General features: G+C 69.1%; 17 protein-coding genes. 11 read left to right on the plus strand and 6 right to left on the minus strand.

What is annotated here, in order from left to right; translation table 11 throughout:
• Positions 1–29: 29 nt before the first annotated feature.
• Positions 30–1058 carry a hypothetical protein gene (locus OG395_RS41865; protein WP_327247569.1) on the minus strand — a complete coding sequence of 343 codons (1029 nt, stop codon included), beginning with the start codon at positions 1056–1058 and terminating at the stop codon, positions 30–32.
• Positions 1059–1226: 168 nt separating this feature from the next.
• Between OG395_RS41865 and OG395_RS41870 the strand changes: the two genes are divergently transcribed.
• Entirely contained in the window at positions 1227–1664 is a 438-nt protein-coding gene (locus OG395_RS41870) for a DUF4442 domain-containing protein (RefSeq protein ID WP_327249627.1), read from the plus strand.
• Between the two features lie 155 nt (positions 1665–1819).
• Entirely contained in the window at positions 1820–2479 is a 660-nt protein-coding gene (locus tag OG395_RS41875) for a DedA family protein (protein WP_327247570.1), read from the plus strand.
• 43 nt (positions 2480–2522) lie between these two features.
• Here OG395_RS41875 and OG395_RS41880 read toward each other — a convergent pair whose 3' ends face one another.
• Positions 2523–3053: a gamma carbonic anhydrase family protein gene (locus tag OG395_RS41880; RefSeq protein ID WP_327247571.1), complete on the minus strand. Its 531-nt coding sequence runs from the start codon at positions 3051–3053 to the stop codon at positions 2523–2525.
• A 144-nt stretch (positions 3054–3197) separates the two neighbouring features.
• On the opposite strand from OG395_RS41880, the gene OG395_RS41885 reads away from it, so the two are divergent.
• Complete coding sequence (locus OG395_RS41885; RefSeq protein ID WP_327247572.1) at positions 3198–3935, plus strand: acyltransferase; 738 nt, start codon at positions 3198–3200, stop codon at positions 3933–3935.
• Between the two features lie 72 nt (positions 3936–4007).
• On the opposite strand, the gene OG395_RS41890 is transcribed toward OG395_RS41885, so the two are convergent.
• The gene (locus OG395_RS41890) at positions 4008–4874 is read right to left on the minus strand and encodes a DMT family transporter (RefSeq protein ID WP_327247573.1); all 867 of its coding nucleotides are present in this window, start codon (positions 4872–4874) and stop codon (positions 4008–4010) included.
• Positions 4875–4967: 93 nt separating this feature from the next.
• Here OG395_RS41890 and OG395_RS41895 point away from each other — a divergent pair, with 93 nt between their 5' ends.
• The 6 genes from OG395_RS41895 to fxsT all read left to right on the plus strand — a co-directional run bounded on the left by OG395_RS41895 (position 4968) and on the right by fxsT (position 14617).
• On the plus strand, positions 4968–5540 hold the full coding sequence (locus OG395_RS41895) for a helix-turn-helix domain-containing protein (protein ID WP_327247574.1): 573 nt from the start codon (positions 4968–4970) through the stop codon (positions 5538–5540).
• 56 nt (positions 5541–5596) lie between these two features.
• A complete protein-coding gene (locus OG395_RS41900) occupies positions 5597–6160 on the plus strand; it encodes a YbaK/EbsC family protein (protein ID WP_327247575.1) in 564 nt (187 codons plus the stop codon).
• A 338-nt stretch (positions 6161–6498) separates the two neighbouring features.
• On the plus strand, positions 6499–6693 hold the full coding sequence (locus OG395_RS41905) for a hypothetical protein (protein WP_327247576.1): 195 nt from the start codon (positions 6499–6501) through the stop codon (positions 6691–6693).
• 22 nt (positions 6694–6715) lie between these two features.
• A complete protein-coding gene (locus tag OG395_RS41910; RefSeq protein ID WP_327247577.1) occupies positions 6716–9145 on the plus strand; it encodes an FxsB family cyclophane-forming radical SAM/SPASM peptide maturase in 2430 nt (809 codons plus the stop codon).
• A gap of 176 nt (positions 9146–9321) precedes the next feature.
• Positions 9322–10674, plus strand: coding sequence for a TIR-like protein FxsC (locus OG395_RS41915; RefSeq protein WP_327247578.1), 1353 nt, complete (start codon positions 9322–9324; stop codon positions 10672–10674).
• The gene (fxsT, locus tag OG395_RS41920) at positions 10658–14617 is read left to right on the plus strand and encodes an FxSxx-COOH system tetratricopeptide repeat protein (protein ID WP_327247579.1); all 3960 of its coding nucleotides are present in this window, start codon (positions 10658–10660) and stop codon (positions 14615–14617) included. The genes OG395_RS41915 and fxsT overlap by 17 nt, the downstream gene beginning before the upstream one ends.
• 87 nt (positions 14618–14704) lie before the next feature.
• Here the strand turns inward: fxsT and OG395_RS41925 are convergent, their stop codons facing one another.
• From OG395_RS41925 to OG395_RS41935, 3 genes are all read right to left on the minus strand, one after another.
• On the minus strand, positions 14705–15568 hold the full coding sequence (locus OG395_RS41925; RefSeq protein ID WP_327247580.1) for an alpha/beta fold hydrolase: 864 nt from the start codon (positions 15566–15568) through the stop codon (positions 14705–14707).
• A gap of 108 nt (positions 15569–15676) precedes the next feature.
• Positions 15677–16510 carry an aminoglycoside N(3)-acetyltransferase gene (locus OG395_RS41930; protein WP_442818649.1) on the minus strand — a complete coding sequence of 278 codons (834 nt, stop codon included), beginning with the start codon at positions 16508–16510 and terminating at the stop codon, positions 15677–15679.
• Positions 16511–16580: 70 nt separating this feature from the next.
• Positions 16581–17006, minus strand: coding sequence for a CoA-binding protein (locus OG395_RS41935; RefSeq protein ID WP_327247581.1), 426 nt, complete (start codon positions 17004–17006; stop codon positions 16581–16583).
• Between the two features lie 59 nt (positions 17007–17065).
• Between OG395_RS41935 and OG395_RS41940 the strand changes: the two genes are divergently transcribed.
• Both OG395_RS41940 and OG395_RS41945 read left to right on the plus strand, forming a co-directional pair.
• Complete coding sequence (locus OG395_RS41940; RefSeq protein WP_327247582.1) at positions 17066–17692, plus strand: YigZ family protein; 627 nt, start codon at positions 17066–17068, stop codon at positions 17690–17692.
• A 28-nt stretch (positions 17693–17720) separates the two neighbouring features.
• A complete protein-coding gene (locus OG395_RS41945) occupies positions 17721–17951 on the plus strand; it encodes a hypothetical protein (protein ID WP_327247583.1) in 231 nt (76 codons plus the stop codon).
• Positions 17952–18045: the final 94 nt, after the last annotated feature.

Raw genomic sequence — 18045 nt, forward strand, 5'->3', positions numbered from 1 at the left:
AAATGCTTTGCCGGAGCAGGTGGAGCAGGTCAGGAGGCGGTGACCTCGGTCAGCCGCACCGTGCTGAGGATCTTCATGATCGTGGCGTCCGGGAGCTCGTCCTTGACGGAGTCGGCACCGTAGAGGACCCAGGAGGAGAAGTCACCGTTCTTGTTCTTGAAGGTGAAGGCGAAGGTCTTGCCGTCGGAGTCGCACTTCTTCTTCTTGGTGACGTTGGGGGCGGTGGCCGTCACGAGGCTGCCGGTCAGACCCGACTGGGTGGTGTACTTCTTCGCCTTGCTGAACTTGATGGTCTTCTGCGGCATGTGCTGCGCGTAGGCGGCCCATGCCCAGGTCCCGGCCTCGCTGTGGGCGTTGGCGTCGGCGTCCGTGGCACCCTCGGCGCCGCGGGTACCCGCACTGGCCAGGCTGTACTCCTCCTTGGTGCCGTCCTTGTCGTCGTCGTCGACGCACCACTTCTGCTGGAAGTACGCCGGCGCGGAGAAGCCGATGAGGGGCGAGCCGTCGCCCTTCTTGTCGTCCTCGAAGTACGAGAACGTCCCGGGCGAACCGACCTCCCAGTCACCGGGTACGTCGAACTGGGTTCCCCACTTGGGGTTGGTGACGACCTTCCAGCCGGCGACGAGAGGCTTTGCGTCCCCGTCGGTGCCCCGCGGGTTCGGCACCGCGGAGGACGTGTCCTCGGACGGCTTCGCGGGGGACGACGACGTCCCGTCGTCGGCGACGTCGGAGCCGCCCTTGCCGTCCTTGTTCATCACCACGACGCCGGTGACCACGGCGGCCACGACCACAGCGGTGGCTGCGACGATCGCGACGACGGTCGTCTTCTTCTTGTTGTCGCCCCCGGGCTGCGGTGCACCGGGCGGGCCCGGGACCGCGTACTGCGGCACGGTGGGCTGCTGGTACGGGTTCGGCTGCGGGTATCCCGGCTGGCCATGCTGCTGATATCCCGGCTGCTGATAGGGATTCGACTGTTGGTACCCCGGCTGCTGATACGGGTTCTGATTCTGGTTCTGCGGGTTTTGCTCGCCCCCGGGCGGCTGCTGTCCTGGCCACATGGCGAGTAACCATAGAGGGACGGCGGCCGGTCGACTACGCCCGCCCCCGTGAAGGAACGGTCAAGGCGATGGCCACGCGGATGCCGAAACGGGAGCATGCGGGCGTGATCCAGGGATGGCCAAACACTGCTACCCGTGAGTAACCTTCGATTCATGAGCACTGAACAGATGACAGTCGGAGACATGCTCCTCGCGACGGTTCCGATGGCCAGGACCCTCAACCTCGAGTTCCTCGAGACGACCTCGGAACGCGCGGTCGTCCGGATGCCGGACCAGGCCGACTACCACAACCACGTCGGCGGACCGCACGCCGGAGCGATGTTCACGCTCGCGGAGTCGGCCAGCGGCGCGATCGTCATCGCCGCCTTCGGAGACCAGTTGTCCCGCGCCGTACCACTCGCCGTGAAGGCGGAGATCGGCTACAAGAAGCTCGCGATGGGCGTCGTCACCGCGACCGCGACCCTCGGTCGGCCGGTCGCGGAGGTCGTTACCGAACTCGACGCGGGCAAGCGGCCCGAATTCCCCGTCGCCATCGAGATTCAGCGTGCGGACGGCGCGGTCACCGGCGAGATGACCGTCGTGTGGACGCTCCGCCCCAACGCCTGAGGGACCTGCCTCCCCAGCCGGGCCGTCCCACCCTGTCGAGGGTGCGAGGCGGCCCATCGCGCTGTCCGGGCAGATGGCACGACAGGTAGGCTGCCCGCCGTGCGCCGAGGAGTTGCCCGGCGGGCGACGGCACAACAGCACGGGAGGAACCGGCGTTGCACATCCAGGAGTGGCTGGAGACAGTCCCCGCGGTCAGCGTGTACGTCCTGGTGGGCGTCGTCATCGGTCTGGAGAGCCTGGGCATTCCGCTGCCGGGCGAGATCGTCCTCGTCAGCGCGTCGCTGCTGGCCGCCGGACACAGCGGCATCAACCCGGTGATCCTCGGTGCCTGCGCCTCCGCCGGGGCGATCATCGGGGACTCGATCGGATACGCCATCGGCCGCAAGGGCGGCCGGCCGCTCCTCGCCTGGCTCGGCGGGAAGTTCCCCAAGCACTTCGGCGAGGACCAGATCGCCATGGCGGAGCGGTCGTTCCAGAAGTGGGGCACGTGGGCGGTGTTCTTCGGCCGCTTCGTCGCGCTGCTGCGTATCTTCGCCGGACCGCTGGCCGGCGTCCTGCGCATGCCGTACTGGAAGTTCCTGATCGCCAATGTGCTCGGCGGCATCGTCTGGGCGGGCGGAACCACGGCCGTCATCTACTCGGTCGGAGTCGTCGCCGAGGCCTGGCTCAAGCGCTTCTCCTGGCTCGGCCTGGTGGTCGCCGGGCTGATCGGGCTGACCTCGATGCTGGTCCTCAAGAACCGTGCCAAGAAGGCGGCGGCCCAGTCCGCGGAACGTACCGTGGCCGAGCCGGAGACCGTACCGGCAGCGGACTGAGCCCGGGCGACCCGGCACACCGGGCCGCCCGCTCGTCCGTCACTCAGCCCTCGTGCGCCTGACGGTGCGCCTTGGCCAGCTCCACATACCCGGCGGCATTGAACGTGATCCCTTCGAGCTCCTCCTCGGTCAGCTCCCGCTTGACCTTGGCGGGCACGCCCGCGACGAGTGAGCCCGGCGGCACCTGCATCCCCTGCGGGACGAGCGCCTGGGCCGCGATCAGTGAACCGGCGCCGATGCGCGCACCGTTGAGGACCGTGGCTCCCATGCCCACGAGAACGTCGTCCTCGACGGTGCAGCCGTGCAGTACGGCGTTGTGCCCGACCGAGACGCGCTCGCCGACCGTGACGGGGAACCCGGGGTCGGCATGGACGCTGCAGTTGTCCTGGATGTTGCTGCCGGTGCCGATGGCGATGGGAGCGCAGTCGGCCCGCAGCACCGCCTGGTACCAGACGCTGGAACCCGCAGCCAGGGTCACCTCGCCGATCACGACCGATGTCGGCGCGGTGAACGCGTCCGCGTCGATGTCCGGCTCGTGGCCGCCTATGCCCGTGATCAACGCCTGCTCTGCCATCGCCCGTTCCTCCGTGTCTCCGACCGTGGTTGTCCGTTCGCGCCAGGGGAACCGTATGCGAAAGCCGCGCGGCCGCCGGTGAGTGGGGTGAACATCACAAGGGGCCGCGGTGACCGGCCAGGGAGCGCCGACTACGGTGAGCGAGTGCCCAAGAACAGCAACACGTTCTCCTCCCTCACCGCCTGGCGGCGGCGCCTGCTGTCCCGGGCCGTCCACCGCGGCTGGCGTGCCGTACAGGAGGCGGGCGCGATCACCGCGGAACATCCGGGCGGGCTGCGGTTCGGCCGTATCGGCGAGGGGACCCGGCTGGCGTTCCCCCAGGGCACGGTCTTCGGGGAGCCGTGGATCGAGCTCGGCGACCACTGCATCATCGGCGAACAGGTCACCCTGACCGCCGGACTCATGCCGGACCTGGACCTCGGTTCGGAACCCATCCTGACTCTGGGGGACGGGGTGGTACTCGGCCGCGGCAGCCACGTCGTCGCCGACACCACGGTGACCATCGGGTCGAACACGTACTGCGGACCGTACGTCTACATCACGTCGACGAACCACAGCTACGACGATCCGCACGAGCCGGTCGGCCGGCAGTGGCCGCGCATGGAGCCGGTCACCATCGGGCCCGGCTGCTGGATAGGCACGGGTGCGGTGGTCCTTCCGGGAGCCAGGCTCGGGCGCAACGTGGTGGCCGCGGCGGGCGCGGTGGTACGTGGCGAGGTGCCCGACCACGCGGTCGTGGCCGGTGCGCCCGCACGCGTCGTACGCAGCTGGGACCCCGAGAAGGGCTGGCAGCCGCCCCTGCGCACGCCCGCCCCGGTGCCGATCCCGGCGGGCGTGACGCCCGAGCAACTGCTGGCCGTCGCTGAACTGGAGGACAGCTAGGGCCTCTCTTCGGGGCATGCCCGGGCGGTGTCCGACCTGATCCGCCGGACACCCCTGGCGCGAGCCCGCCGACTAACCGGTGGCGAGCAGCACCGTTCCCACCAGAGCCAGACCGGCCCCCGCCGCCTGCACTCCGCGCAGCCGCTCGCCCAGCACTCCGCGCGCGGCCAGGGCCGTGACCACGGGATAGAGCGAGGCGAGTACGGCGGCCACGGTGACCGGGCCGTGCTGCGCGGCGATCGAGTACGTGCCGTTGGCCGCGACGTCGGCGAGGCCGACGAACGCCAGGGCGGGCAGCGAGGCCCGGATCACGGCCGCCCCGCCCACCTCGGGCAGCGCACGTCCTCCGCGGCGCACCGACACGTACAGGGCCGTGCCGCCGACCGCGATATTGGTGAGGCGCTGCACGAAGAGCGCCAGGAACAGCCCGGAGACCGTCGTGGAAGCCTCCGCGATCAGCGACATCACCGTTCCGAAGCCGAACGCAGCCACCAGGGTCAGCACCACCGCCCGGCGCTGGACCGGCGCCCCGCGCAGCTCCGGCCCGCCCGCCAGCACGATGCCCACGACTGCCACCGCGACGCCCGCGAACTGCAGCAGACCGGGACGCTCGCCGACGATCAGCCCGACACTCACCGGCACGGCGACGCCCAGCGATCCGAGCGGGGAGACGACCCCCATCGGACCGAGCGCCAGCGCCTTGTAGAAGCTCAGCATCGCGACCGGCCCGACCGCGCCCGCCGCGACGGCGAACCAGAGCTGCGGTCCTGCCTCGCTCCAGCCCCCGGTCGCGACCACGACGACGCCCAGCACGAGGGCTGCCACCGTCTGCGAGACGACGACCACGGTGAGCGCGGGCACTCGTCGCGTGAGCAGTCCGCCGCCGAAGTCGGCCAGCCCCCACAGCAGGCTGGTGGCCAGGGCGAACAGTGCTGTCATGACATGCCTCGCAGTACAGTGCGATGAACGAGTGGGTGCACCACACCGTAGTGCAGTATTTTCGACTCTGTCATCCAGAATATTGGACGGAATGTGTCTGACCTCGACCAGCTCACGCAGTCGCTCGCGCGGAACCTCAAGCGCTGGCGCGGCGAACGCGGCTTCACCCTGGATGCCCTCGCCGCCCGCGCGGGCGTCAGCCGAGGCATGATCATCCAGATCGAACAGGCGCGCACCAACCCGAGCGTCGGCACCACCGTCAAGCTGGCCGACGCGCTGGGCGTCAGCATCACCACCCTGCTCGACTACGAGCAGGGCTCCCATGTGCGGCTGGTGCCCGAGAGCCAGGCGGTGCGCATGTGGTCCACCGAGGCGGGCAGCTCCACGACTCTCCTCGTCGGCACGGAGGCCAGGGGTCCCCTCGAACTCTGGTCCTGGCGCCTGATGCCCGGCGAGGGCAGCGCCTCCGACCCGCATCCCGAAGGCACCGTCGAACTCCTGCACGTCACCACGGGTGTACTCACCCTGGTCGTCGACGGCGAGGAGCACTCCGTACCCGCAGGCACCTCCGCCACCTTCGAGGCGCATCACCCGCATGTCTACCGCAATGACGGCGCCGAGCCCACCGAGCTCACCATGGCGGTCTCCATCCCTCCGGTGCGCTGAGTTCACCGGCTGAGACGGTCAACCGGACCCCGCGCAGGCCTTGTTACGTTGCATCCATGCGCGCACCCATTGGCTCCTTCGAGAACGCCGGACCCGCCGTCGACCGACTCGGCCTCCTCACCCCGCCGGTCGCCAGGGCGGTGAGCGAGGGGTGGGGCGACATCGCCGCCGACCGGATCCTTCACGTCGACACGGACCCGGCGATCGCGGACACGGCCGCCTTCGTCGAACACCACGGCGCCGAGCTGCTCGACAGCTCGGCCAACTGCGTCGTGGTGGCGGGCAAGCGCGGCGGTGATGTCACCCTGGCTGCCTGCGTCGTCCTCTCGCGCACCCGCGTCGACGTGAACGGGGCGGTCCGCAAGCATCTCGGCGCCCGCAAGGCCTCCTTCGCCTCCATGGACACGGCAGTCGGCGAGACCGGCATGGAGTACGGGGGGATCACCCCGATCGGGCTCCCGGGCGAATGGCCCCTGCTCCTCGATCCCGCGGTGGTCGATCAGGAATGGGTCCTGATCGGCAGCGGCAGCCGCCGCGGCAAGCTGATCGTCCCGGGCAAGGCCCTGGCGTCACTGCCGAACGCGGTGCTTGTCGAGGGGCTCGGCGTCCTGGTGGGCTGAGCCCGAAGACCTTCGGTGAATTGGTCAACGTTTTGGCTCAACCGGCTGACCCGGCCCGCGCTCTGCGGGAGGCTTGGTCGAGTCGTGTGCCATGTCCAGGTCCGGGTCCTTGTGGGCTGAACGGTGGCCGACCGCTAGCTCGAAAGGGTGCGATGCGTTCTCGGCCGAAACCCGGGAGTCCAGCGGGGAGTTTGAGTGCCGGAGACATGCGTGCACGCATATCAATGCGCCATTTGCCCGTCTTTAATCATATTTACCCCGGCAATGGGGAATGGAGAACTGCACCCATCGGTGACATGCGTGTCGCCGATGGGTCTCCATCGACATGAGAGGTTTAGATGAACACTACACTCGTCTCGGCGGCCGTCAGGCCGGGACTCACCCCGCGGCTTCCGGCCGCGCCTCGGGTGCCGCTCGCCAAGCGGGCGGCCGTCCAGAGCGGCGGGGCCCTGTCCGCATCGCTCAGTCGGCTGCTGTCGACCGACGCCGGGGCGAGCCCACTGGTGATCGCAGCCTTTCAGTCGTCGGTCTGAGTAGCCGGGACAGAATTTCGCCATGGACCGGCCGTCGCCCTCGCTGAGCCAATTCGTACTGAAGATGCACAGTCGCTGTGATCTCGCGTGCGACCACTGCTATGTGTACGAACATGCGGACACGAGTTGGCGCGGCCGGCCCAAGGTGGTGTCCGAGGACACTCTGGTCAGGGTGGCGGACCGTATTGCTGAGCACGCCCGGGCCCATCGACTGCCCTCCGTCCATGTGGTGCTGCACGGCGGGGAGCCGCTGCTGGCCGGCCCGGACCGACTGCGCCGCGCGGCCGACGAGCTCTCCCGTGCACTGGACGGCGTCAGCGCACTCGATCTGCGCATCCACACCAACGGTGTGCTGCTCGACGAGAACTTCTGCGAGCTGTTCGCCGAGCTCGGTATCAAGGTCGGCGTGTCGCTGGACGGCGACAAGGCCTCCAACGACCGTCACCGCCGCTACGCCGACGGTCGCAGCAGCCACCCCCAGGTGCTGCGAGCCGTCGAACTGCTCAACCGGCCCGCCCACCGGCGGCTTTTCGCCGGTCTGCTCTGCACGATCGATGTCCGCAACGACCCGATCGCCGTCTACGACGCACTGGTCGCCCTCGACTCGCCGCGCATCGACTTCCTTCTGCCGCACGCGACGTGGGACGTGCCGCCGCTCCGCCCCGGGGACTCGGCAACGCCCTATGCGGACTGGCTGGTCACCGTCTACCGGCGCTGGGACGCATCGGGCCGGCCGGTCCCTGTACGGATCTTCGACTCCGTTCTGCGCACCCTGCGCGGCGAGAGCAGCCTCACCGAGTCCCTCGGCCTGGCACCGGCTGATCTCGTCGTCATCGAGACCGACGGCACGTTCGAGCAGGCGGACAGCCTGAAGACGGCCTACGACGCCGCGCCCGCCACAGGCATGGATGTCGTCGCCAACACGCTCGACGACGTGCTCCGTCATCCCGGCGTGCTCGCCAGGCAACAAGGCCTTCAGCAGCTGAGCAAGGAGTGCCGCGCCTGTCCGGTCGTCAACTCCTGTGGCGGCGGCCTCTATGCCCACCGCTATCGGACCGGCAGCGGCTTCGACAACCCGTCCGTGTTCTGCCCCGATCTGATGGAACTGATCATGAGTATCCGCGACCGGGAGACCTCGGCGCCCACTCCGTCGGTGGGGCGTCACGAGCCCCTCGATGCCGTCCAACTGGACGAACTGGCCTCTGGTTTCGGTAGCGCGGAGACGGTGAGTCGGCTGGCCGCCGCCCAGCTGGAGCTCAACTGGGACCTGCTGGCCGCGGTGAGCGAGCGAGCCCCGCGGACCGACCGGACAGCTACGGCAGCATGGCAGCTGCTGGTCGACCTGGACGTCAGAGCGCCCGAGGCGCTGGACGCGGCGGTGGCTCACCCGTACACGCGGCCCTGGGCCCTGCGCATTCTGGAGGGCCGAGCTCCGCAGACCATCGCGTCCGGCCTTGCGGAGATCGCAGCTGTCGGTGCGATGCGGGCGCGCCAGGGCGACACGGTCGAGGTGCCCGTGCGGGGCGGGCTGCTGAGGCTTCCGAGCCTCGGTTCGGTGATTCTTCCCGACGAGGCATCCGTCGCCGAGGTGACGGCGGACCCGGAGGGCTTCACGGTCCGGGCGGCCGGCCGCGAGATGCGCGTCGGCTGGGACGAAGGTCTGGACGGCCTCACCCCGCACTGGCAGCCCGTCCGGATCGTGGAACGGCCCGGCTGGTCCGTCGCTCTGGAGGACACGGACCCCTTGCGCGACAGCCACCAGTGGCCGGTCTCCGATCGGCTCTCCGTGGGCGAGGCGAAGGTGTGGGCGGAGGACCTGTCCGAGGCCTGGTCACTGATCCAGCGCGAACTGCCTGGTTACGCACCGGGCGTGGCAGCAGGACTCCGGGTCCTCACCCCTCTGCACGCGCCGGACGGCAGCGATGTCAGTGCCGCTTCCAAGGAGGCGTTCGGGGCGGTTGCGGCGGCGCGGCCCGCGACGCCCGATCTGCTGGCCCTGCTGATCGTCCACGAGTTCCAGCACGTCAAGCTGGGAGCGGTCCTGGACAGCTTCGACCTGCATGAGCCCGTTGGCGACCGTCGGTTGTTCTACGCCCCCTGGCGCGACGATCCTCGACCGCTGGACGGTCTGCTCCAGGGGACGTACGCGCATATCGCGGTGACGGACTTCTGGCGCGTAAGGAGACTGACCACGCAGGGGCAGGCGGCGCGCACGGCCGAGGCCCGGTTCGCCCGGTGGCGGGAGCAGACCGTCGGCGCCGTCGAGGTACTTGCCGGGTCCGGCCTCCTGACACCGCTCGGCGACCGCTTCGTCGCAGGGATGGCCCGCACGGTCGAGAAATGGTCGGCGGAGGACGTCTCGCCCGCCGCGTCGGCTGAGGCGAGACGCTCCGCCGCACGACACCGCGCCGACTGGGAGGCGCGCAATCCGGCACATGTCACGCACTCCTGACCGCACCTGGCTTCAAAAATGACGGATATGACGGTAATTGATTGATCGACAGCGACATTTGCGTGGCAGGATCAACAATTAGGCGCGTTAGTGCTGTTCCGTCGATGATTCTCTCCTTCCTAGACTGAGGTCCTACACGCGGACCGGGGGAGACGTTGGATCTTGAGGCAGCGGGGGTGCGGGGAGCTGAGCCAAGACCGTACTTCTTTCTCAGCTACGCCCATACGCCCAGGAACGATCCAAAGGACAAGGACCCGAATCTCTGGGTCGAGCGGTTCTACCGGGACCTGTGCGCCCATGTTCTGCAGCTGACATCGCTGCCCGCCGGCGTGCCCGCAGGCTTTCTGGATCAACAGATGCAGCCGGGCGAAGGGTGGCAGGAGCGGCTCTCCGAATCCCTTGCGTACTGCAGGGTCTTCGTGCCGCTCTACTCGCCACGCTATTTCCTGAGTGAACAGTGCGGACGTGAGTGGTACGCATTCTCAAGCCGCGCGGTCCATAACCAGGCGGCGCGGAGCAATGGCAGTCAGATGTCCGGAATCGTACCGGCGCTCTGGGTCCCCGTACCGCCGCGTCAGCTTCCGCAACCTGCCGAGCGGCTCCAGTTCAACCATGCGACCTTCGGCGACGATTACGCCGACGAGGGGTTCTACGGACTGATCAAGCTGCGCTATCTGCGCGACCAGTACGAACGCGCTGTCTATCTCCTGGCCAAACGCATAGTCAAGGTGGCCGAACAGACCCGGATGCCCGAGGGCGATCCCCACCAGGACTATGCCTCCGTGCCCAGTGCATTCGGGCCACCGGGGCGGGCGCGGCAGATGGAGATCTCGGTCCTTGCCTGCTCCCTTTCCGATCTGCCGGCGGGCCGCGCCCCCGACTGCTACGGACCGGCCCAGCGCGACTGGAACCCCTACCATCCCAAGTCGTCCAGGCCGCTGGCCGACCACGCAGTCGACCTCGTCCGCAATCTCGACTACCAGGTAAGTGTGGGGGACTTCGAGACCGAGGCGGAACGGCTGCTGGGGAGCGACCGCCCGACGGCTCCCGGGCTGCTCCTCCTGGACCGCTGGGCCCTCGACCTGCCCCACCGCAGTGAGCTGGTGCGGCGGTTGGGCGAGGTGGGACACCCCTGGATCAGCGTCATGGTGCCTTGGAACCGTGACGATCCCGACTCCGGCCGTCGCGAGTCCGAACTGCGTGCCGTGACCGAAGGGGCGCTCGAACCGCGTTCCGAACAGGAGAGCGGCCACCGGTCCCACGGCGGAGGCGTTCCCACACTTGAGGCATTCAGCCAGGAACTGCCCGGCGCGGTGAAGGCCGCCGAACGGCACTACGCGGCCCACGCGGAGACCTTCCCTCCGCCGGGTGAGGGCGGCGGGATACCCAGACTCCTGCTGGACGGCGTCGGTTATGGCTCAACGAACGATTCCGTTCCACCTGTTCACGGCAAGGTCCACGACAAGGGCGGCGCCGACGACGGCGAAGCCTTCGAGGGGGAGGATCCATCGAATGACCGAGAACCGTGACGGGACCGTCGTCACCTTCTACTCGTACAAGGGCGGTACCGGCCGCACCATGGCACTTGCCAATACCGCCTGGATTCTCGCGGCGAACGGCTATCGTGTCCTGGCCGTCGACTGGGATCTCGAAGCGCCCGGGCTGCACCGGTTCTTCCACCCCTTTCTCGATCTTTCCGATCTGGCCGCCACGCCTGGGCTGATCAATCTGATCACCGAATACCAGGAAGAGGCCCGCAGGCCCGCGCCGCGTGATCCGGACTGGCATCGTGAATACGCCCGGGTCAGACCGCATGCGACCTCGCTCAACTGGGCATTCCAGCACGGCGGAAGTCTCGACTTCCTTTCCGCTGGCCGTCGCAACCGGGACTATTCGTCGACCGTCGGCAGGATGGACTGGGACGATTTCTACGAGCGTTACGGCGGCGGCCAGTTCTTCGATGCCATGCGCGCCGACATGCAGAAGCACTACGACTTCACCTTGATCGACAGCCGGACCGGCCTCAGTGATATCGCCGACATCTGCACCGTTCAGATGCCTCAGGTGCTCGTGGTCTGTTTCACCCTGAGTGACCAGAGCATCGAGGGCGCGTCCGCCGTGGCCCGCGACATCGAGGAACGATTCCACGACAAGCACATCCGCATCCTTCCCGTGCCGATGCGGATCGACGACGGGGAGAAGGAGAAGGCCGACGCCGGGCGTGCACTTGCGAAGGACAGTTTTCCCGGTTTCCCCAGCGGACTCGGCAAAGAGGAACTCGCCAACTACTGGGGAACGGTGGAGATCCCCTACCGGCCCTTCTACGCGTACGAGGAGATCCTGGCCACCTTCGGGGACGCCCCCAACATCACCAGCTCCATGCTCACCGCCTGCGAACGGCTCACCTCGGTGCTCACGGAGGGGCGGGTGAACACATTGCCGCCCATCGACGAGGCGGAACGGCTGGCCTATGTGTCGGCCTACACCCGCCGCAGGCCGGTGCCGCCGTCGAACATCGTCCTCACCTATGCGGCGGAGGACCAGATGTGGGCGGACTGGCTGGAAGCCGTCCTGCTCCGCGCCGGTTTCAATGTCATGCCCGTCGATGTCCGTACCCCCCATGCGGCGTGGACCGAAGCGGAATGGGCGTCGTCCGGCGCCTACCGGATCGTCCCGGTCGTCTCGCAGGCGTACCAGAGTTCGAGCCTTGCCCGGAGCCTGTGGGAGTCGGTCCTGGGCTTCGACCCCTCGGACAGCCGACGCCAGCTCGTCCCGGTCCGGATCAGTGACGTACGGCTGACGCTTCCGCTCAACAGCCGGGGCATCGTCGATGTGGCCCGGCTGGACGAACGCGAAGCGGCCACCGCGGTGCTCACCGCCCTGGACCGGTCCGAATCCGCTGACGGGCCCCCGGTCGCGCCCGGTGGGCCCCGGTTTCCCGGAGCCGTCCCCGGGGTGTGGAACGTGCGGCCCCGGCACGCCTGGTTCACCGGACGCGGCTCGGTCCTGGAACGGCTGCGCGACCAATTACGCGGCAGCGGCCGCTCGAACCAGCATCTGCCGCAGGTCCTGTACGGGCTCGGTGGCGTCGGCAAGACGCAGGTGGCGCGGGAGTACGCGCACCGGTTCCGGGCCGACTACGACCTGGTGTGGTGGGTCGAGGCCGAGCAGCCCGACCGGGTGGTGTCGTCATTGGCGGAACTGGCCGAGCGGATGGACCTGCGGGCCGGTGAAGTGGTCGCCGAAGCGGCCAGGGCGGCGCTGAACGCTCTGCGCAGTGGAGCGCCGTACACCCGCTGGCTGCTGGTCTTCGACAATGTCGAGGACCTCGACCAGGCGCTCGCACTCTTTCCGGACGAGACCGGTCCACTCTCCTCGGGTCTCTACGGTCATATTCTCGCCACCTGCCGCAACAAGCCGATATCCAGCCGGGTGGAGGCGGTGGAGGTCGAGGTCTTCACCCGTGCCGAGTCCGTGGAACACCTCTGCCGAAGGGTCCGAAAGCTGCCCCCGCGCGACGCGGACCGGGTGGCCGAAGCAGTCGGCGACCTGCCCCTGGCGGTGGAGGTGGCGGCAGCCTGGCTCGCCGAGACAGCGACCCCGGTCGACGCCTACGTCGAACAGCTCAAGGAGCAGAGCACCAAAGTGCTCTCGCTCGGCAGACCCGAGGACTACGCGCAGAAGATCGGCGCGACCTGGAACATCTCGATCGCCCGGCTGCGCAAGGAGTCCGGAGCGGCGGCCCGCCTGCTGGAACTGTGCTCGTTCTTCTCCGCCGAGCCGATCTCGATGACGCTCATCGGCAGCGACTCGATGTTCCGGTCCTTGCTGCCGTACGACCCGGATCTCCGGGAGCGGTACATGCTCGGCAGGGTCATCCAGGCACTCAACCGCTTCGCCCTGGCCAAGGTCGACCCGGCGGACAGCAGCATTCAGATCCACCGCCTCGTCCAGGCCGCAGTCCGGGCCGGGCTGAGCGCCGAGGAGCGCAACACGGCGGTGCACGAGGTGCACCGCATCCTGGCGGAGGCCCGCCCCGCCCAGGGGGCGGACCAGGACAACCCGGTCAACGATCCGCAGAGCTGGCCGGCCTTCGAGCTGATCTGGCCGCACCTCGGCCCTTCGGGGATTGCCGACTGCGACGAGGCGGAGGCCCGGCAGCTCATGGTCGACCGGATCCGCTACCTCCTCAAGCGAGGGGATCTGGAGAGCGCCCGGGTGCTGGGCACCCAGCTCAACACTGCCTGGACCCAGGAGCTGGGTGAGGATGACCTGCAGACCCTGAATCTCCGCTTCGAACTGGCCAATGCCCTCCGTGCCCAGGGCCGCTACCAGGAAGCGCGGACGATGGACGAGGACACCCTCGCCCGGCAGACCCGGCTGCTGCGCGAGGACCACCCCAGCCTACTGATCACCACCGGCAGCCTGGCCGCCGACCTCCGGGCACTCGGCCGGTTCGACGAGGCGCTGGCCCGGGACCGGAAGATCCATCACGTCATGGGCGAGACATTCGGGGACATTCACCCGCGCACCCTCGTCGCCGCCCACAACCTGGCCATCGACTACCGCCTGACCGGCGACAGCGAAGCGGCGCGCAGGCTCGACGAACTCACGGTGGAGCGCCGCAGCACGCTGCTCGGGGTGGACCATCCGTACACCCTGACCACCAAGGGACACCTGGGCCGGGACCTGCGGGAGACCGGGGAATACGCATCCTCGGTACAGATCCTGCGCGAGGTCAAAGCCGCATTCGAGCGGGTCCTCAACGCGGATGTGCCGGAGGCGCTGCGTACCGCGAAGAGCCTTGCCGTCTCGCTCCGCAAGGCCGGCCAGCCGCACGAGGCGAAGCGGCTGACGGAGGAGACGTACAACCGCTACCGCGAGCGGTACGGAACGAAGGTTCCGGACGCTCTGGCCTGCGGGCTGAACCTCGCGGCCGACTTCTCCGCCCTCGGTGACAAGCAGGCGGCGCTCGATCTCGCCAACCAGGCGCTCGACGGTTACCGCAGCACGCTCGGGGACGAGCACCCGTTCACCCTGGCCTGCCGCAATAACGTCGCCATCTACCTGCGCGGCATGGGCGCGGCCGGGGAGGCGGCGGAATGGGGCGAGGAGGTCCGGGCCGCTCTGGAGGAGAGCCTGGGCGCGCAGCATCCGTTCACCCTCTGCGCCGCGATCAACCTGGCCAACGCCTATGGCGACCTGAACCGGCCCGAACCGGCCGAGAGGTGGGAACGGGCGGCTCTCGAAGGGCTGTTGGACCGTTACGGACCGAACCACCCTGACGTGCTGGCCTGCCGCTCCAACCTGGCGAACACCCTGCGCGCGCTGGAAAGGGAGAGCGAGGCCGAGCAGCTGCGCGCCGAAGTTGTGTCCCTGGCCGTCGAACACCTGGGCGTGGACCATCCCATCGCAGTGGCAGCCCGCAATTGGCGGCGCATCAACCGGGATCTGGAGCCGCAGCCTGTGTGAGCGCGGGAGAGGGGGCGGGAGCCGCGAGGACGGCCGGTCCGTGCGGTACGGACCGGGTCGTCCCGGGAGCCGGCGCGGCGGCCGGGGTCACCCGGTGGCCCAGCTGAGCACGCGCGTCAGCACCCGTAACGCGCCGAAGTGCGCCGCACCCCGCTCCACCACCAGCTCCGCACCCGGGATGCGCTCCGCCAGCCACCGGGTGTGCTGCACCGGGGCGAAGACATCGTCCTCGCCGTGCCAGAGAAGTACGGGTGACGTGATGTCCTCAGGACGGAACCCCCAGTCCTTACTGAACGACATGACATCGTCGACCCAGCCGTCGGCGGAGTTGCGCAGACCCTCGGCGAAGTTACGGACCAGCATGGCCCTGATCCCCGTGTCCGACACGATCCCGCGGTCCGAATCGGGCAGCCCGCGGTGCATATCGGCGACCGAACCCATCGGATCCGCCCGGATCGACGCGGAACGGCGCTCCAGGGCGGCCGTCAGCTGGTGGTGGCCCGCTGCGGCGTTGATGTATTCACGCACGTTGGATTCGGTCATTCCGTCGAACCAGTCGAGGCCCTGGGCGTCACGCGGCGCCAGGCCCACCAGCGCGGCGGTGCGCGCCGTGCGCTCCGGCAGCAGCGCGGCACAGGCGAGCGCGTGCGGTGCCCCACCGGACCGGCCGACCACCGCGAACCGGCCGATGCCGAGGGCGTCCGCGATTGCGGTGACGTCCGCGGCGACATGGGCCACCGACCGCCGAGGTAATCGGTGCGAGGCACCGTATCCGGGACGGTCGTACGTGATGAGATGGATGCCCAGGCGGTACAGGACGGAGCTGCGCGGGGCCGGACCGAGTCTGCTGCCCGGCGTGCCGTGGAGCAGGAAGACCGGACTGCCGTGTGGATTGCCGTAGTGCTCCACGGCCAAAGCGCGACCGTCCTCCGTGTGGATCAGCTGCTCCATCCGGTGCCTCCCCGTAAGGCCGATACGCGGCAAGTATGAGCACAGGCTGACGTGTTGGTATATACGCGCACAGGCCTTCTGCCCAGTGGCGGCCGTGACGACGCGCCGCTACACCCGCTCCTTCCGCAGCGACGGAAGCCGGCGGGCCGCGAAGTCGACCGCGTCGGTGAAGTCGAAGAGGCGGCCGGTCGTCGAGCCCACCGGGCCGCTGCGTACCGCCGCACCGTTGTCCGTGCGGGCGAACTCCGCCCCGAGCGCGGTGAAGTCGCTGTCGTCCAGCGCCACGTCCTCGTACTCCCACCAGTGGCGTCTGCCCCGAGTGGTCACCACGCAGCGGTAGGTGCGCCGCGGCGGGGTGGGGACGCGGTACTCGCCGAGGTGGAACGCGGTGCAGGAGTCGAAGCCGGTGCCCAGCAGCAGGACGTGAGCCCGCACGTCGTAGAGGCGGGCCAGCGGCGAGTCCTCGCCGAGGTGGCAGTCGGGGCGGTGGTGTGCGAGCAGCTTGCCGGCGAGGGGGCCGAGGGCGGCGAACGAGGTCTGCGGATGGCTGCTGCGTGCCGCCCCCGGGGTCAGCCGTACGGCCTCCGCGAGCCGGCCCATCGACGGTGCGGCCATGGTGACGGGGTCGAACGGCGGCATGCTCGCGTGGACCGCCTCCCGGGCGTGGTCGGTGAGGCCGCGGACCCGGTTGCGGTACTGGGGGGAGGTGTCGGAGTTCTCCGGTGTGAACGACGGGACGATCAGGGTGCCGTCCTCGCCGAGCGTGTCCCGCAGCGCACCGATCACGGCACCGGCCCCGCCGCTGACCGCTCCCACCGCCCGCATCGACGCATGCACCAGGAGGACACCGCTCCGCTCCACGCCGAGCCGGGACAGCTGACCGGCCAGACGGTTTCGGCGGTGGGCGATGTTCACGGCACTCGGCGCACTGGTGAGACTCACAAGGGGGCATTCTCCCAGCGGAGCGCCATGTGTGATACCCCGCACATTCGGCCGAGGAGTGGCATGTCGCTCATCGGTCCAGAAGGGGTATTTCGATCGCCGGGCAGTGGTCCATCACCATGTCGAGTCCGGCTGCCCGTGTGCGTTCGTACGCTGCGTCGTCGATCACGCCGAGCTGGAACCAGACCGCCTTCGCGCCGATCGTGACGGCCTCGTCCGCGACGCCGCCCGCCAGTCCGCTGTTGACGAAGACGTCCACGACGTCGACCGGGAACGGGATGTCGGCCAGCGACGCGTAGCCCTCCTCGCCGTGCACCCGTTCCGCCTTCGGGTGCACCGGGACCACGCGCTTGCCGAAGCGCTGGAGGACCGCGGCGACGCGATAGGCCGCGCGCGACTCGTTGTCGGACAGTCCCACCACGGCCCAGGTGTCGCCCGAGTCCCGGAGAATCCTGCGGATCGTCTGAGTCTCGGTCCCTGCTGCGTCTGCGTACATGATGCGGACAACGGACTGCGGCCGCGGGCCATTCCCGCTGCTGCGCATAGGGTGGACGGATGCAGGAGCAGTACCGGACAGTCGCCCGAGCGGGCGTGCACGAGACCGAGATCAACCGATCGCGCTTCATCTGCGCGCTCGCCCCCGCCGCCACCGAGCAGGAGGCGCAGGACTTCGTCGCACGCGTCCGCAGGGAACATCCGACCGCCACCCACAACTGCTTCGCGTACGTGATCGGCGCCGACGCCTCCGTACAGAAGGCCAGTGACGACGGGGAGCCCGGTGGCACCGCGGGCGTCCCCATGCTGCAGATGCTGATGCGCCGGGAGATGCGGTACGTAGCCGCCGTCGTCACCCGCTACTACGGCGGGGTGAAGCTCGGCGCAGGCGGTCTGATCCGGGCCTACGGAGGAGCGGTCGGCGAGGCTCTCGACGAGCTGGGCACGATCACCCGGCAGCGGTTCCGGCTCGCCACGGTCACCGTCGACCACCAGCGGGCGGGCAGGCTCCAGAACGACCTGCGCGCCACCGGACGGGCCGTCCGGGAGGTCCGGTACCAGGAAGCGGTGATCATCGAGATCGGGCTGCCGGACGCGGATGTCGAGGACTTCCGGCGCTGGCTGGCCGATACGACGGCGGGTGAGGCGCTGCTGGAGCTGGGTGGCGAGGCGTACGGGGACACCTGAACGCGCTCGGCGGGGTGGGACTGGCCGCGTGCGGGCCGCCCCGGCGCTCCGCGGCGTGATCCGTCTGCACAGCGGACGGGACGGCGCGCTGCTCGCCCTGCTCGACTCCGCCACCCCCGTCGGGCTCCTCCGGCAGGATCTCGCCGTCGCCTGGGCCGCATACCGGCAGGCGGAACGGATCGGCATCGGAACGCGGATCGATCATCTTCGCCGAACACGTCGGAGGCGGTGCGTGGCGATGGGAGACTGTGGGCTGTGAGGGTTCGTGAGGGATCAGGGGCGCAGTGGCGTTAGCGTGGTCGATGCCGACCGTGCGCTCCCGCGCCGGTCCGGTGCGGCTCCCGGACACGACA

Origin of the sequence: Streptomyces sp. NBC_01320 (assembly GCF_035974375.1) — a bacterium.
GTDB classification, from domain to species: domain Bacteria; phylum Actinomycetota; class Actinomycetes; order Streptomycetales; family Streptomycetaceae; genus Streptomyces; species Streptomyces yanii.

Coding starts and splice junctions, on each gene's coding strand:
- OG395_RS41865 (WP_327247569.1), bottom strand. CDS start 1,058: ATGTGGCCAGGACAGCAGCCGCCCGGGGGCGAGCAAAACCCGCAGAAC.
- OG395_RS41870 (WP_327249627.1), top strand. CDS start 1,227: ATGACAGTCGGAGACATGCTCCTCGCGACGGTTCCGATGGCCAGGACC.
- OG395_RS41880 (WP_327247571.1), bottom strand. CDS start 3,053: ATGGCAGAGCAGGCGTTGATCACGGGCATAGGCGGCCACGAGCCGGAC.
- OG395_RS41890 (WP_327247573.1), bottom strand. CDS start 4,874: ATGACAGCACTGTTCGCCCTGGCCACCAGCCTGCTGTGGGGGCTGGCC.
- OG395_RS41900 (WP_327247575.1), top strand. CDS start 5,597: ATGCGCGCACCCATTGGCTCCTTCGAGAACGCCGGACCCGCCGTCGAC.
- OG395_RS41905 (WP_327247576.1), top strand. CDS start 6,499: ATGAACACTACACTCGTCTCGGCGGCCGTCAGGCCGGGACTCACCCCG.
- OG395_RS41910 (WP_327247577.1), top strand. CDS start 6,716: ATGGACCGGCCGTCGCCCTCGCTGAGCCAATTCGTACTGAAGATGCAC.
- fxsT (WP_327247579.1), top strand. CDS start 10,658: ATGACCGAGAACCGTGACGGGACCGTCGTCACCTTCTACTCGTACAAG.
- OG395_RS41925 (WP_327247580.1), bottom strand. CDS start 15,568: ATGGAGCAGCTGATCCACACGGAGGACGGTCGCGCTTTGGCCGTGGAG.
- OG395_RS41935 (WP_327247581.1), bottom strand. CDS start 17,006: ATGTACGCAGACGCAGCAGGGACCGAGACTCAGACGATCCGCAGGATT.
- OG395_RS41940 (WP_327247582.1), top strand. CDS start 17,066: ATGCAGGAGCAGTACCGGACAGTCGCCCGAGCGGGCGTGCACGAGACC.